Source organism: Sulfitobacter sp. 1A13368, from assembly GCF_043557275.1.
Taxonomy (GTDB): domain Bacteria; phylum Pseudomonadota; class Alphaproteobacteria; order Rhodobacterales; family Rhodobacteraceae; genus Sulfitobacter; species Sulfitobacter faviae.
On sequence record NZ_JBIFFR010000004.1, the window covers coordinates 336,973 to 351,868 of the forward strand.

Below are 14,896 nucleotides of genomic sequence, written 5' to 3' on the forward strand. Positions count from 1 at the left end.
CCTCACTTGTCCGATTTGCGATTGGCGGAGGTGGCGATTTCGCCGGTCTCCATCAGCATTTTGAACCGCTTCAAATCCCGCCGCCCCTGAAGCGCGGGTTCGGCCTGAAACAGCTTGGCGATCCAGCGCCCCAACTCCCCAGCGGGCGGGTTATAGGCGACGATCGCCTCCACCTCGGTGCCCCGGTCGCCCGGCGCGTCGCGGAACGAGACTTTGCCCTCGGTATCGATCTGCGAACTGTCGAGGGCGCGCCACGCGATCTCTTCCCCCGGTTTGTCACTGACCACCTCGGTCTCGACCCGCAGGTCTGTCCCCGCCGGGCCTGCGATCATCCAACGGAACTGACCCCTCGCGGCGTCGATTGACTCGACCGCCTTCACGTTCTCCATGAACTCTGAGAGCTTTGTGAAGTCGCGCCAGTGGCGGTAGAGCTCGTCACGCGGGCGATCGATCGTCACCGTGCGTCCGACAACGGCATAATCCCCGAAACGCGCCTGTTTCGCACTGCGCCCGGGCGCGGAATCTGCTGGCCGATGGCTCAGCCCGTCACGATCCCGCCGCGCGGCGTAGAGCGCATAGGCAGACGCCCCGGCAAGCGCGCCGACGCCAAGCCCCCAGAACAGCGAGCTTTGCCGCTCTGTCGAGCTTTGCCGCTCTGTCAGCGCGTCCCGCGCGCTCTCAGTGGCGCTGCGTTGGTCGTAAGGATAAGATGTCATCAAGAAACCTCCTGTTGCTGAATATGGCAGACCGAGTGTTTCAACTGGAACGCGAGGATCGCGGCAGGTGTTCCGAAGAAGTGGCTGCGAAGCGCGGCTCCGGCGGAAATCAACCGATCTCGTGCAGGGTTGCGCTGCCAGTAACAGGAACCTTTCGGGAAACCGCCCGTTGATCCCCCGCGATCCGGCCCAAAGGAATAATGTAATGACGCCCCGAGAAACTACGCCACATCGTGCCAAAGGCGTGGACAATCCAATTGGTTTAAGAGTTTTGGTCCCTGTCGCTGCCCTAAGCCTGCTCGCCGCTTGCGACGACCTGCGGTTCCCTCGGGATGTGGAAGGCACCCTCGAAACCGTTCTCTCCGACCAGAAAATGACCGTGGCGGTATCGGAAAACCCGCCATGGGTCGTGCTGGCAGACGGCCAGCCGCCGCAGGGGGTCGAAGCCGACCTGACCCGCGCCTTCGCCGAAACCTTGGGGGTGGCCATCGAGTGGAAACACCTCGGCGTCTTCGCAGCGTTGGAGGGGTTGGAGAAGGGTGACATCGACCTTGCCATCGGGGGTTTCACCCGCAAGGACGTGACCCCGGTAAAAGGTGCCGCGCCGAGTTACGCCTATTTCGAGGAGTCCTTCGTCATCGGCAGCCGGGGGCCAGACGCCCTGCCCCATGACATCGAAGGCCAACGCGTTTTCGTACCGCCCCACCTGCCCCTTGCCGCGCTGGTTGAAAAGGAAGGCGGCATTCCGGTGGATCAATGGGCGGAAGGTCTCAACCTCGCCGCCGTCCCCCATTGGCAACTTGATATGAAAGGCCTTACCGCCACCGAAACCACGCTACAGCGGGCGCAGCATGTCGTTGCCGTGCAGCAGGGCGAGAACGCTTGGCTGATGGAGATCGAAGGCTTTCTTCGAGATGAGGCCGGAACCATCGGGGCGCGTTTGCGCGCATCTGCTCCATGACCCGCTCCATCCGCACCATGCCCGAGGCGCAGAAGAAGGCGCTGCACCGCGCGCGCTGGCTTGAGGTCATTTGGATCGCGGTCTTGGGGTCGATCGTGGCGGCGATCTATTTTGCAGTGGGCAGCAGCCAAGCGATGAAAACCGCTTGGATCGAAGACCTGCTCAGCTTCGTGCCGCCCATTGCATTTTTGGTTGGCTCGTGGATCGAAGGGTGGAAGCCCAACCGCCGTTTCCCACTGGGCTATATCCGTGTTACATCAATCGCTTACCTAATCAGCGCCGTGTCGCTCGGCGGGGTCGGGATTTTTCTTATCGTCGACTCTTCCATCGCGCTCATCAAACAGGAGCACCCCACCATCGGCAGTGTCGAGCTTTTCGGCACCACCATTTGGTTCGGCTGGGTGATGATCGCGGCGCTGGCCTATAGCGTCGTGATGCCGGTCATTTTCGGCCACCTGAAAATGAAGCCCGCCAAGATGCTCCATGACAAGACGCTCTATGCCGATGCCATGATGAACAAGGCAGATTGGATGACAGGGCTTGCCGGGATCGTGGGCATCCTTGGGATCGGGATGGGCTGGTGGTGGGCCGATGCGGTCGCGGCCATCGTGATCGCCTTGGACGTGCTGCACGACGGTTTCAAACACACCGGCGCGGCGATCCGGGACCTCAGCGATGAGATGCCGCGCACGATTGAAGATAAGGAGTTCGACCCGCTGATCGAAGAGGTGCAGAATACTTTCAACGCGCTGCCATGGGTCTGCGAAAGCCGCCTGCGCCTGCGCGAAGAAGGGCGCTTTTTGACCGGCACGATCTACGTCGTGGCGCATGAAAACGGCAGCACGCCCGAGAGGATCGAGGCGGCGGAGGCCGAACTGCTCGACCTGCATTGGCGCATTCACGACATCTCGATCATGCCACGGACCGAGATTGCGGAGTCGGTCACGATTGAAGGGGCGGATGATGGCACTTTGCCGCTGCGGTCCGGCGCCCGGCGGCGTCCGGTGGGGTGACCGGGGGCGGATCGCGTCCAATTTAAAACTGACCTACAGACACGCCCTCGGATTGCGTTTGCCCCGCGCCATTCACGCGGGGCAACATTCATCTGGCTTATCCGCCGACCAACGTGCCGCCGTTCGGATGCAGCACCTGCCCGCTCATATAAGACGAGTCCTCGCAGGCGAGGAACAGCAGCGACGGGGCCACCTCATTCGGCTGACCGGGGCGGCCAAGGGGGGTGTTTTCGCCAAATTCCTCAACCTTATCCGCCGGGAAGGAAGCCGGGATCAGCGGCGTCCAGATCGGCCCCGGGGCCACGCCGTTGACCAAAATCCCCTTGGGCGCCAGCTTGCTCGCCATGGCCCGCAGGAAGGACAGGATCGCCCCTTTGGTCGATGCATAGTCAAGCAGTAGGTCCTGACCCTTATAGGCGGTGATCGAGGTGACACAGATGATCCGCGCGCCCTTTTCCAGATGCGGCAGCGTTGCCTGTGTCATCAGGATCATGCCGATGATATTGGTGCGGAACGTGCGTTCGATCTGCGCTTCTTCAATGTCTTCGAGGCTTTCCTGCGCGTGCTGTTCGCCCGCATCATTGACGAGAATGTCAATCTTGCCAAAGCTCTCCATCGTGCGGCTAACGGCATCTTTGCAAAAGGCTTTCTCACCGACATCGCCTTCCAGAAACAGCGCCCGACGGCCCTCGGCCTCGACCAATCGCTTGGTCTCTTCCGCGTCGCGGCTTTCGTTGCGGTAGACGATGGCGACATCCGCCCCCTCGCGCGCATAGAGCAGCGCGGTGGCGCGGCCGATCCCGCTGTCGCCCCCGGTGATCAGCGCCACCTTACCCTTGAGCCGGTCGGAACCGGGGTAGCGCGGGGTGTAATCGGGCGCGGGGTCCATCTTATGCTCCCGCCCGGGCTGGCTCTGCGGGCTGTCGAGGGCATCAAAATTCTGACCTGTCATGGTGCATTCCTATCTGTTGTGGCCCCACGCGGGCGGGGCGTTCAAAAAACTAGGGTTACAAAGGGGCAATGATCGCTTTGCCGGTTTGGTTTCAGCGCGGCAGCGGGATGAGACGAATTTCGCGCATCACAGGTGTTGCGCGCAGGGGCCGGTCGCCTTTCCGCGTCGCCCCTTCCAGCGGTGGCAAGCCCCCGCCAATCACCGGCGGGGCAAGGAACCAAGCATCAGCCCCATGGTTTTTCAGGTAACGTTGAAAAGGAGTATACCCCATGCGAATGAGCGCATTGCTGATCTTCGGCGCTGGTGCCGCGAGCCTCGCCTATCTGATGAACCGCCAGTCCCGTGCCAAAAGGGCGGTGGCATACGACCGGGCGCAAGACCACGTCCGCGTCGCGGGCCCGCGCGAGATGATCGACCCACCCCGCAAATGGAATATTGTGGACGAGACGGTCGACGAATCCTTCCCCGCCAGCGATCCGCCCGCGACCTATTGATAGCGGGCTGCGCGTGGCCGGTTAGAATACGAGGTTCCGATCCTGAGCCACCGCGCTTTCCGTCAGGTCGCCTTGCAAGAAGATCACCCCATGTGCGCCAAGGCCGACCGCAACACCGCCGTCTTGCGCCGTGATCTCAAGATCATCGAGGCCCCTGATGCCGGAGAGCGAGAGCTGGATCACGTCGACGCCGGGGGTGAAGTCGGTGATGGCATCGCCCTGTGCCAGCTCGCCCTCGGAAAAGCCGAAAACGTCGTCGCCGGTCCATCCCGTGACGGTGTCTGCCCCCGCCCCGCCGACGACCGTGTCATGCCCGATGCCGCCGTTTAGCTGGTCTTGCCCCTCTCTGCCGGAAAGCTGATCGTCGCCCCGGTTGCCCAGCAGATGATCATCCCCCTGCTGGCCGACCAATAGGTCATCATCGTCGAAGCCGCGCAGATTGTCGTCTCCGCCCCAGCCGTGGAGCGTGTCCTCCCCCGGTGCGCCGCGCAGGTCGTCGTCACCGCGCCCGCCAGTGAGACTGTCGTCACCGCCATGGCCATTGATCACGTCGTCGCCATCCCCGCCGTGCAGCGTGTCGTCCTGACCAAAGCCGCCAATCGTGTCGTTTCGATCCGTGCCGGTCAGATCGTCCGCCGCGCCGCTGCCGTCGATCTTTTCCCCGTCCGCTGTCGGCCCGACGTCGAAGGTGATCTCGATCACTTCGAAAGGTTTCAACCGCAGCTCGACCTGCGGGGGTAGGCCAATGGAGTTGTTGAGGTCTTGGAGTTTCAGAGCGCTGACGTCAGAAACTCTGAAATACGGTCGAACCAGGCGTCGATCTCAACGCGCTCCAAGGAATAGCGCGCGCAATAATAAGCGCTTGCGAACTCAGGTGTCTGATTTCCGTTCGGCTCAAAATCATAGAGAGCAACATAGGATTTACGGGTCATTCTGTGTCCTTTCGTGAGGCATAGAGAGGTCGGGCCCAGACAAAAGTTGCCTCGGCGGGTTGTGATGAAGAGGGGTGAAGATCAGCCACGGCAGACTGTTGGGTCTGGCTGATCTTCTGAAGAAAATCAGACTACACGCGTCCGGATAATTTCAGTGCTGCGTTCGATCTTTTCGTTCCGCAACATCTGGAGGTGGCCGGAACGGACCAGACGAACGACGGCGCGAAATCCCATTCCTTCAAGGCCCGTTTTGTCTACAAGGGCCCCGACGGTTGTGATGCCGCATACATTCTTGCAAACATCTTGGGCTACGGGGTCCGCGAAGTCATCGGAACGGCGCACCGAATGAAACAGCGTCGCATTGTGCAACTCAACGGGGCATACGTCCTTCTCCGAAAACAGGCGGAAGTCGTCCCGGAAACATTGAGCGATCGCCTGTTCCTTGATGCGCGCCAGCTTACGAAGATAAGCATCGCTAACCCGTCCCATGGGACGAACGGCATACCCAACTACCTTGCCGTCGTTGCGCCATTGTACGACATTGATGTAGTGGTCGAAGTATTCGCCGTCCTCATCGTACCAAGCGAACCGCACCTGCTCGATAAGATCGAGGGTCGTTGCACGGTAGGCCAGCAACAAATCTGCGTTTTTCTCAAGATGGCTTTCCGTACCAAAGCGCACGCCTTCGCGGTCGCCGAGGATGAGGCCACCGGTAAAGTGCTTGGTGGAACCAATTTGCGTCTTGCGGTTGCCACGGCTGAAGTCGGGAAGGCGGATACCGCTGGATCGGAAGTGATAGGACATAATCGTCTCTTTCTTTCTAACATGGGGATGGAAACGCTGCCCGGAGATCGCGGAAAGCGGCTGATCCCAAAGGCTGCCCCACCCGCTTCATCACAGGCTCCAAATGCCCATTGAGAAACGGTGGAAGACAAGCCTTTCCCTTTTCCATCCGAAGATGGGTTGGGTGGAATCTGTCATGCATTGAAAAACCGATGCCCTTGAAACGACCACGTGGGGGTGATATCGTTCAGTCTAAGTATGAGAGACTTCGGTCTTTTGAAAAAGGTCGCGGTCTGTTGGCGTAGATCGCGATTTTCATTTTCGGCTAGGTCATCTTGGTTCCTTTCGTTTGATGCCACTCATTGTTGATCTGTCTCAACGATAGCTAAAGTTCCTCCCTGAGAACATTTTTTCTCATTTAAATCAGCGACTTAGAGAAGGGCCGCAGTTGCGTTTTTCGCATATGTCTGAACCGACGGTTTAGTTTTCTACCAAATTTCCCACACGACATGACCGAACACTTTGCATGAAAATCTGCATGTCAAAGCCTGCGAAAAGAAATCTGACTCAAATAGTCGGAAAATAATTTTTCATGCGGTCATGGGGCCGAACGTGAAAATGCCTCCCCCTTCAAGGGCTACCGTTAAGATCGTGATTCGGGCTTCACAGCCAAAGAATGACCATCAGACCACTTCGCGCGCGGTATGGGGCAAAACCTCAAGGAAGGGTTTGTCGCATTTATCCAATACCATTGTTGGTCTCCTTTAGATGTTGCCGCCTATTTCTTCGTGACCCGGCTTGTTTCATCAAAGCTAGAGACGCCTATTCACCGCGTAAAGTCTTTCACAAGCTTACCTTATGCACTTAGCTCAGGTTTGATTGCGCTCTGTTATGCACTTGAGTCAGGTCAAAGTTTGTGCCTCAGCGCATGAAGGCTGCCGAAGGAAACGAAAGCAGTTCTCGGATAGCATCGTTTGCAGGCTGATGGTCCACTCGCGGGAAATTTAGAGACCCGCGAAGCAGGGCCAGAAGAAGCGTGACTACGAAGAAAAAGGGTCGGCAGCACTCATTTTCTAAATTTCGACAGACCGTCTTCCGGATCATCAATTTCGTAATACTCTAGGAGCTCGGTGTAGCGGTCCCCTTCGTAGGCGTATTCATCGATTACATCATCGCAAAGCAGAGTTCCCCAAAAGCCACCCATAGGCTTTTGCAGCTCCTCGAACATTTCAAGGCGTAGCTTTCTGGCGGGACGATAGCTAAGACCAACAATCTTGGAGAAATTTGCTATGGTTTGGGTACTAAACTTGCCCCCCGCCATGCTTGCAATGATCCACTCTGCTCCTTTGAAACAACCAAGCAAAGATGCGCGTTTTCGATATAAATCCGTGACTGACCTGCCCGTGTATTGGTGCCGGCAATTTGGACATTGATACATCCGACGCGTCTTCTGAACCCAGATATCGCCCTCATAATCGCATCTTGGGCATAGATATCCAAGCTTCCAGATCGTATGGAACAGATGCTGTTCACATTCCTCCTCGGTCTTGAAATATTCTGCCACCTTTCCCTTCGGAAAATGTGCGTTTAGCCTCATCCAATGCTGCAGGTCAAAATCTTCAGCTTTAATCCGCAACATCGGGTATGCCCTCGTCTCTATGGTATTTTTGGCGCAGACTATGCTTCGTTCCAGCCCTGCTACACTCAAATAGCTCTGCGACTCAAGGGTTTGCATTCGATTGCGGCCACGGGATATGCCTGCCGTTCCGAAGGAGAATTGAATCAAAAGTCGAGTTCTTCTCCGGAGGGCGACTTACTCAGCGACACGGCGATCCTCTTGGAGGTCGCCTTGCTCTATTTGAACTTTTCTATAGTGAGTTTCGGGCCGCATTCGACTGGATCGATGAACTTGGTGCCGTATATGCGCTCACTTTAGGACAAAAACGTGACCTTCCCAGTGGCGTGCTGACTGCTCGACGTTTCTCATAACGACAATAAGCTGAAGGCAACCATTGGCCCCGATTACACCAATCGCTCGAAGCGAACAAAACTACGATCAAATCATCATCAACTATGGCACATTGCCCCTGGACGAATTGTATTTCGAACAGGGTAACTCAATTTGGTTTGAGCCGCCTTGCGGCGTGCCTGACTTTGAGGGTCGCGGTTGATGTGAGTGTCACCGCACATTGCAAACCAAAAGGCGCAGCGCTGCTTGCAGCAGATGACACTTTCACCTGCTGCAAGCGTTGATTTCGGATTAGTCGGTCTGCAAGGCTTTGACCGGGTCTTTGTTGGCGGCAATGCGCGAGGGGAAGAGCCCGGCTATCACCGTCACAATCACACTGAGGACGATCAGCAAGACTGCATGTAATGGCGACAGGCTGGCGATGCTGCTCATGCCAAACTGCGCCCCCGCCACAAGGTTCACGATGATCGAGATCACATAGGCAAACGCCACACCGATGACACCGGAAGTCAAGCCGATCAGTGTTGTCTCGGCATTGATGACGCGCGCGATGTCCACCTTGCGTGCTCCAAGCGAGCGCAGGATGCCGATCTCTTTGGTCCGCTCCATCGTTGAGATATACGTGATGATGCTGATCATGGCAGATGAGACGAGCAGGGAAATAGCTGCAAACCCACCTAGAACCATGGCGATGCCGCCCATCATGGTGTTGATCTTGGTCGAAACAGCCGCCGCCTTGTCGGTGTAGACGATCTCGGCGGCATTTTCCGAGGTTTCCGGCCAGGCATTCAGGTGGTCTTTGATGACAGCGCTGGAAGCGGAATCCGCGGCAAAGATGCTGATTGACCCTGGAATATTCGATCCACCCAGTTTGCGAATAAGCTCTCGCTTGTCGTTTGAAGTCAGCGGGAACCCATCCAACACACTATAATCAACGGCACGTTGTGCAGCGACAATTGCACTGTTTTTGGCATTCTGGTGGACATGATCCGCAAGCGTACGTAGATATCCGATCCCTTCGGGGAAGGAATGGGTGAGCCCTGAGAGAGCGTTATCCGGATCGTTCAACTGCATGATACCTGACACTTTCACCGAGAGGCCGCTATCATAGGCCGCCGACAAATCGTTGGTGACGGCAAAACCATCGGCCGCGCTGCCGGTATAGAAGTCATCATTGTAGGCAATCACAAACTTGCTGCCGGTGATATCGCCAAAGTCAATCTCTGATGCGGAAGCATCCAGTCCCATGATGGATAGCGCGGTTTCATTGACCTTTCCGTCATCATCAATAACCAAAAGTACCTCTGTATAGTCTTGTGGAAAATCGCCATGAACCATGCGGCCCAGCGTCAGCATCTGTGCCTCATCGAACAGTTCCATAAACTCTGCCTCATCGGAGGTGGAGACAGCCAGCTTGCCGTTATTTTGAGTGAGAATATTCATCTCCAGATCCGAGCTGATAACAAAATCAGTATAAAGGCTGGGGTCCAGATCTTGCACATAGGCTATATATTCTTCGGTCAGCGTGTTTTGATGGATCACTCGCCGACTGGCAGGATCAAAGGGCACCACAACATTGTCTGAGCTTCGCTTCTTCCGCGCCGACCTTCTTCCGCCCGGACCGTCAGTCGCGGCAATCACATCCCCATCATTGATACTGATAGCTGGCATGCTGGCATACATGGCGCTCTGCATGTGATCGAGCTCTTCACTGACCCCGTTTTGAATCGACAGGACCAGCGCGATACCAAAGATTCCGATACTGCCCGCCGCGGCGACCGCCAGTGTGCGCTTCCATTTTGTCATGATATTTTTGAACGACAGCTTTAGCGCTGTCGCGTAGTCCATCGCCGATCCGCCGATATTCATGCCGGAAGTTGTCTGACTTGCCTGATCCGTTTTTTTACGAAGGACAGTATCGTTTGAGATTTGCCCATCGAGCATCTCAACGATCCGGCTGGAATACGCCTCTGCAAGTTCACGGCTATGGGTGACCATGATGACCAGCTTGTCGCTGGCGATTTCCTTGATCAGCTTCATGATCTCGACAGCGGTTTTACTGTCGAGGGCCCCGGTTGGCTCGTCCGCCAGGATCACATCGGGGTCGTTGACGATGGCGCGCGCAATCGCAACACGCTGTTGCTGCCCCCCTGATAGCAAGTTCGGCTTTTTGTCGGCGTGATCCGCCAGCCCGACACGCTTCAAAGCTTCGCTCGCTTTCTGGACGCGTTCGTTTTTGCTCGATCCGCTCAGAACCAGTGCCAGTTCAACATTGTCTTGAACGGACAGATGCGTAATCAGGTTGTAGTTCTGAAACACAAAACCAACCGAGTTGCAGCGGTAGGCATCCCAATCACTGGAGGCAAAATTCTTGGTGGATTTACCGTCGATGATCAGATCACCACTGGTGTATTGATCCAGCCCCCCAATAATGTTCAACGCGGTTGTTTTACCGCAGCCCGAAGGCCCCACTACAGAAACGAACTCGCCTCTGGAGAACTTCAGATAAACTCCGTTTAATGCTCTGAAGTAACCTTCTCCAGATTCGTAGTTTTTTATTATGTTTTCTAATACCAGCACTTTCGTTGCCTTCCAGGTTGACGTTTCTTTCATCCGAACAAGAGCTTCTGATGCCCGACCTTTGAGGGGCGGCACTGGAGTTTTGTTCTGTTGTGAAACTGATTTGCGGTGCCAACCTGAATCCTGGCTGAATGAAGGAGCCAAGTGCAAAAAATTTAGTTTCCTCGGTTTTCACACCGCGCTGTTCTGAGGCTGCCAGATCTCAAAACGCGCGCCTTGCGTAGCGACCGCATCTATCGCTGCTACCTTCAAGTTGTTCGCGTCTGCTAGGGAACGGACGACAGACAACCCGAGCCCTGCCCCTTGAACAGTATTGCCATCCAAACGGGCGAAGCGTTCAAAGACTTTGTCGCGCATGTCTGCGGGGATGCCAGGGCCGCTGTCTTCTACCGAAATTCTGCCGGAATTCAGACTGACTTGAATCTGCGCTCCGTCCGGGCAGTATTTGACGGCATTGGAGAGGATATTGTCCATGATAATACGCAGATCCTCTTGCGCACAGTGAAACACAGACCCGTCCACGTTCGTCAATTCGATTTCAATGCCTTTACTTTCGGCAACGAGCAAAAGTTCTGCGATAGATTTGCGCAGGACAGGTGCAACTTTGATCTTTGTTTTCAGCGCCTGGCTTTGGTCCGCTCTTGCCTGATCCAGCAGGCTGTCGGCCATTGCGGCAGCCCGATCCACCCCCAACAGAATGTTGTCAAAACGTTTCTGCGCGTCCTCGTTCAAAGTAGTCCGGTCGATCACCTGTATCTGCGCTTTGATTGCGGCCAGAGGCGTACGGATTTCATGGGCCGCATCATCAATGAACTCGCGCTCACGGCCCATCGCTTCTCTGATCCGGTCAAACAGCCCATTGAGCGACACAATGATGGGGGACAGTTCTTCGCCGCGCCCGGTTGTATCCACAATATCCAGCCGATCAGCCGTTCGGTGCTCCAGCTCATTGGACAGATCAGATAAAGGCATCAACCCGATGCGCACTGCATAAAGAATGGCAGCGACCGAAGCGGCAAACACTAATAGCAGCGGCACTAGCGCCGAAAGCACCACCTGCCAGACGATTTTATCCGATTCCTCGCGCGGGCGACCTATGACCAGTTCCCCCCCGGAACTCAAATCGTAGCGCCGAACCAACCATATACCGCCATCACTGATCACCATATCCGCGTCGATTTCCTCGTGGGAAAACGGCGGCAGGTCCGGTTTTGAATTGAAGGTGATCGCACCTGCTGCATCGCGAACGCGAATGACAAATTTGCCTTCATAGGCTTCGACGCTTTCGCGGATCATTTCTTCGGCACGCGTTTCGATCTGGTCGCCTGCCAGGGTCGTCGTGGCAATGGCCAGAATGTCGGTCTGTTCCTGCAACAGGTTCGAGACCTTGATCCTGGCAGATATGAACAAGGTCGCAGACGCCACAACAAGCGCGACCGCCAGCAACGGGACCAACAACCACTGGATGCGCTGGCGGATGGATCGGCCCCAGATTCTATTCCGCATCGACGACATAGCCAATTCCCCGAATGGTGCGGATCAACCCAGGATCAATGCGCTTCCTGATCTGAGACACATAGACTTCGATGATATTGCTTTCCGGTCCTTCGTCCCATCCGTAGAGTGTTTCTGCCAGTTCATCCTTTGAGATCACCCGGCCTTTGCGCTCCAGCAGTGCAACCAACACCTGGTAAGCTTGCGATGACAGTTCGACCGGTTCGCCATTATACCGAACAGTACGGGAGGCGGGATCCACGCAAAGCTCGCCGTGGGTCAACTCCGGTTCAGATCTGCCGTGCGATCTGCGAATCCGCGCGCGAACCCTTGCTCGGAGCTCCTCCATATCGAAGGGTTTGACCATGTAGTCGTCCGCGCCAAGGTCAAGTCCCTCTATCCTATGCTTCACCGCGCCGCGGGCGGTCAGGATAATAACGGGTTCAGACCTGTGGTTCTTTCGCAGCCAGCGCAAAACACTGATCCCGTCTTGCCCCGGTAACCCAAGATCCAAAATGACAAGGTCAAATTCAGCTGTGGCAAGCGCGTCTTCTGCTTCCAGGCCATCTTTGACCCAATCGGCACGATAGCCGCTGCTGCTCATCGAGGCGTGTATTGCATCACCGATCAAATCGTCGTCTTCAACCAAAAGGACACGCATGGTCTTCTCTTTTTTGTAGGATCTTTGAGTACTTTCAGGGGCTAAGGTTTTCATTCGCTACTAGACCCGATCCCGGCCAGCTTTGCTTTGCTTCGCACGTCGACCGTGGCCATTGCACAACACGATAGCGCCGACAACAGCCACGGCTCCAGCAACAATTATTCCAACTAATCCGGTGACCAGAGATGAAATTTGCGATATCTGCCCCGCAAATGCGAAACCCAATGTTGCGTAGCATATCGTCCAAACGACCCCTCCGGCCAGCGCAGACAGCGTGAACTCCGCCCAAGACTGCTTTAGCGCGCCGGAAAGACATCCGACATAGGGGCCAAGGGGGCTAAGCGCCGTGAGGGTAAGGAAGATTGCAAACAGCCCCTGTCGATCGATCAGTGTCTGCGCCCGCTTTATGACTTGGCCAGTCCTTTGTCTGCGCATCAGTTTTGCAATCAATGGCGTCCCAAATCCACGTGATGCCCAATACAGAATTTGATCACCCACGGCGAAACCAACGAAGGCAAACGCGATGAGCTCTAGGAATTGGAAGTCGCCGGCTGCGGCGCCCCCCCCTGCAGTCATAACCATCAGCGAAGAGGGAATAGGAACTGCCAGGCAGGAGAGGGTAACTGGCAAGAATATGATCCAAGGGCCGTAGGTTTGGATGAGCGCAGGAAATACATCAGTCATTGCCACATCCATCTTCCCAGTCCCTCTTGCGTTTGTTCGATTAGGGGCTGAAGCTTAGCAATTGTCAGCACTCGCCGGTCCAAGTATTCGGTCATCCTTCGGGGCAGTTCATCAATCGGAGTATCGTCGGGGCACCCAGATGCTTCGATCATGTTCGTCTTCGGACCTTCCCAGAACTGAGCAACGAGGCGTATCGTCTTCCAAGGTTCAACAGGTTGGTTCAGACTTCCCGGATCGGAAAAGAACATCAACTTTCTAAAGAAACTGAAAGCAAAAAGAGCGACCAAAACGATGGCGCGTGCGGCTCTTTGCCAATTCCAAACAAATTGAATAAACCCACGTAGCTTGGACACACCTTCTGCCTCGGTTCTAATTTTGGCGATCATCGGTAAGTTACATCGTGCCATACCCATACAGGCTAATTTGGTGCCGTGTTGGCGCTGTATTGGTGGTTGATTTCCGAAAGAAGGTCTGGCTTCGCCATTGGCCTGGCCAGGCAGGTCGTCACCGAAGGATCATCGCAGGAAGGCTCTTAAATTATTCTTGACGTAGAGATTGCCAATACCGCCATCGGAAACATGACTACGAGAAATGCTAGGGGAGTTAGTGGGCGGGGACTCATCCGAGCCTTGGCCCGACCATCACTGTCGATCGAAGAAGATTTCATCATCGTGCTGCCTCACAAATTGAACTTCTGAGGTCATAGGCGACCTAGCTGAATCTAAGCTGAATCAGATTTTGCAGGACATCTGATCATGGAGTTGATCCGCCGCTCTTCCTTAGCCCGCCAACGGACGACATACTGAACGGCTTGCGGTCCCTGCGGCTTTGATGAAGTAACCGCCCCGACAAGAGCAGCTTGCTAAGGTGAGTCGACAGCGGTCCACGCTGGAAGGCGGTCAAGTCGGACACTATCAGGGTCGGGGTGGATTTGGCGAAAACAGCCTAGCAGATGCATGGGGACGAGTGGCTCCACGCAAGAAGCTGCCACGGCCCTCTTCTAAAGGGGCGCGGCTATTAGATATCTGGCCAACGATGCGCGGCTGATCCTGCCCGTTTGCCGATGCTACGCGAACAGCTTCCGCTTGGAACCTTTCAATCGGTCATGATGCCTTCCGTGTTCGACACGATACGTGGTCAAAGCAGCGGCACAATCCAAGGAAACGCTCAGAAGCCTGCCAAAAATGTCCAGCAGCAGATGCCGCTGGAATCATTTGCTAGGCCCAGGACCCATTGATTATCGTGGAGCCGCATGATTCACCGTCCGAAAACGGAGCGGTGATATGTCTGATCTTTTCTGGCTGAACGATGCGCAGATGGCGCGGCTGGAGCCCTACTTTCCGAAATCCCATGGCAAACCACGTGTCGATGATCGGCGGGTTTTAAGCGGGATTATTTTCCTCAATCGCAATGGTTTGCGATGGCGAGATGCGCCTAAGGAGTATGGCCCCCACAAGACGCTCTATAACCGTTAGAAGCGTTGGAGCGACAAAGGCATTTTCGCACAGATGATGGTGGGACTGGCTGCCGAGCACAGCGAAAAGAATACCGTGATGATCGATGCTACCTACCTGAAGGCTCATTGTTGATTGTCACTGAGAACTGACCCGGTATTTTCACCGAGATTTGACCCACCCTCAGTTATGCGTCGTGGTTT

14 protein-coding genes and 1 pseudogene are annotated in these 14,896 nt (G+C 55.7%); 4 read left to right on the top strand and 11 right to left on the bottom strand.

The window, feature by feature from the left end; all coding sequences use genetic code 11:
- Window positions 1-2: 2 nt before the first annotated feature.
- A complete protein-coding gene (locus tag ACGYK4_RS11085) occupies window positions 3-716 on the bottom strand; it encodes an SRPBCC family protein (RefSeq protein WP_394456511.1) in 714 nt (237 codons plus the stop codon).
- A 271-nt stretch (window positions 717-987) separates the two neighbouring features.
- On the opposite strand from ACGYK4_RS11085, the gene ACGYK4_RS11090 reads away from it, so the two are divergent.
- Window positions 988-1,677: a transporter substrate-binding domain-containing protein gene (locus ACGYK4_RS11090; protein ID WP_394456513.1), complete on the top strand. Its 690-nt coding sequence runs from the start codon at window positions 988-990 to the stop codon at window positions 1,675-1,677.
- Window positions 1,674-2,690, top strand: a complete 1,017-nt coding sequence (locus ACGYK4_RS11095; RefSeq protein WP_394456516.1) for a cation transporter — start codon at window positions 1,674-1,676, stop codon at window positions 2,688-2,690. The genes ACGYK4_RS11090 and ACGYK4_RS11095 overlap by 4 nt, the downstream gene beginning before the upstream one ends.
- Before the next feature lie 97 nt (window positions 2,691-2,787).
- On the opposite strand, the gene ACGYK4_RS11100 is transcribed toward ACGYK4_RS11095, so the two are convergent.
- Window positions 2,788-3,642, bottom strand: a complete 855-nt coding sequence (locus ACGYK4_RS11100; protein WP_394456518.1) for an SDR family oxidoreductase — start codon at window positions 3,640-3,642, stop codon at window positions 2,788-2,790.
- 269 nt (window positions 3,643-3,911) lie between these two features.
- Here ACGYK4_RS11100 and ACGYK4_RS11105 point away from each other — a divergent pair, with 269 nt between their 5' ends.
- A complete protein-coding gene (locus ACGYK4_RS11105; protein WP_394456520.1) occupies window positions 3,912-4,136 on the top strand; it encodes a hypothetical protein in 225 nt (74 codons plus the stop codon).
- Between the two features lie 21 nt (window positions 4,137-4,157).
- Here ACGYK4_RS11105 and ACGYK4_RS11110 read toward each other — a convergent pair whose 3' ends face one another.
- From ACGYK4_RS11110 to ACGYK4_RS11150, 9 genes are all read right to left on the bottom strand, one after another.
- Complete coding sequence (locus ACGYK4_RS11110) at window positions 4,158-4,853, bottom strand: calcium-binding protein (RefSeq protein ID WP_394456522.1); 696 nt, start codon at window positions 4,851-4,853, stop codon at window positions 4,158-4,160.
- Between the two features lie 53 nt (window positions 4,854-4,906).
- Window positions 4,907-5,068 (bottom strand): hypothetical protein, encoded by a 162-nt coding sequence (locus ACGYK4_RS11115; RefSeq protein ID WP_394456525.1) that lies wholly within the window; start codon window positions 5,066-5,068, stop codon window positions 4,907-4,909.
- Window positions 5,069-5,194: 126 nt separating this feature from the next.
- Window positions 5,195-5,872, bottom strand: coding sequence for a hypothetical protein (locus tag ACGYK4_RS11120; protein WP_394434030.1), 678 nt, complete (start codon window positions 5,870-5,872; stop codon window positions 5,195-5,197).
- Window positions 5,873-6,917: 1,045 nt separating this feature from the next.
- Entirely contained in the window at window positions 6,918-7,490 is a 573-nt protein-coding gene (locus tag ACGYK4_RS11125; protein ID WP_394456527.1) for a transposase, read from the bottom strand.
- Window positions 7,491-8,111: 621 nt separating this feature from the next.
- Entirely contained in the window at window positions 8,112-10,400 is a 2,289-nt protein-coding gene (locus tag ACGYK4_RS11130; RefSeq protein ID WP_394434531.1) for an ATP-binding cassette domain-containing protein, read from the bottom strand.
- A 171-nt stretch (window positions 10,401-10,571) separates the two neighbouring features.
- Entirely contained in the window at window positions 10,572-11,915 is a 1,344-nt protein-coding gene (locus tag ACGYK4_RS11135) for an ATP-binding protein (RefSeq protein WP_394434533.1), read from the bottom strand.
- Window positions 11,896-12,555, bottom strand: a complete 660-nt coding sequence (locus ACGYK4_RS11140; RefSeq protein WP_394434535.1) for a response regulator — start codon at window positions 12,553-12,555, stop codon at window positions 11,896-11,898. The genes ACGYK4_RS11135 and ACGYK4_RS11140 overlap by 20 nt, the downstream gene beginning before the upstream one ends.
- Window positions 12,556-12,615: 60 nt before the next feature.
- Window positions 12,616-13,239, bottom strand: a complete 624-nt coding sequence (locus ACGYK4_RS11145) for a DedA family protein (RefSeq protein ID WP_394456529.1) — start codon at window positions 13,237-13,239, stop codon at window positions 12,616-12,618.
- Window positions 13,236-13,625 carry a hypothetical protein gene (locus ACGYK4_RS11150; RefSeq protein ID WP_394434537.1) on the bottom strand — a complete coding sequence of 130 codons (390 nt, stop codon included), beginning with the start codon at window positions 13,623-13,625 and terminating at the stop codon, window positions 13,236-13,238. Before ACGYK4_RS11150 ends, ACGYK4_RS11145 begins: the two co-directional genes overlap by 4 nt.
- An 897-nt stretch (window positions 13,626-14,522) precedes the next feature.
- Between ACGYK4_RS11150 and ACGYK4_RS11155 the strand changes: the two are divergent.
- Window positions 14,523-14,822, top strand: a pseudogene (locus ACGYK4_RS11155) (transposase); the annotation flags it as partial.
- Window positions 14,823-14,896 lie beyond the last annotated feature (74 nt).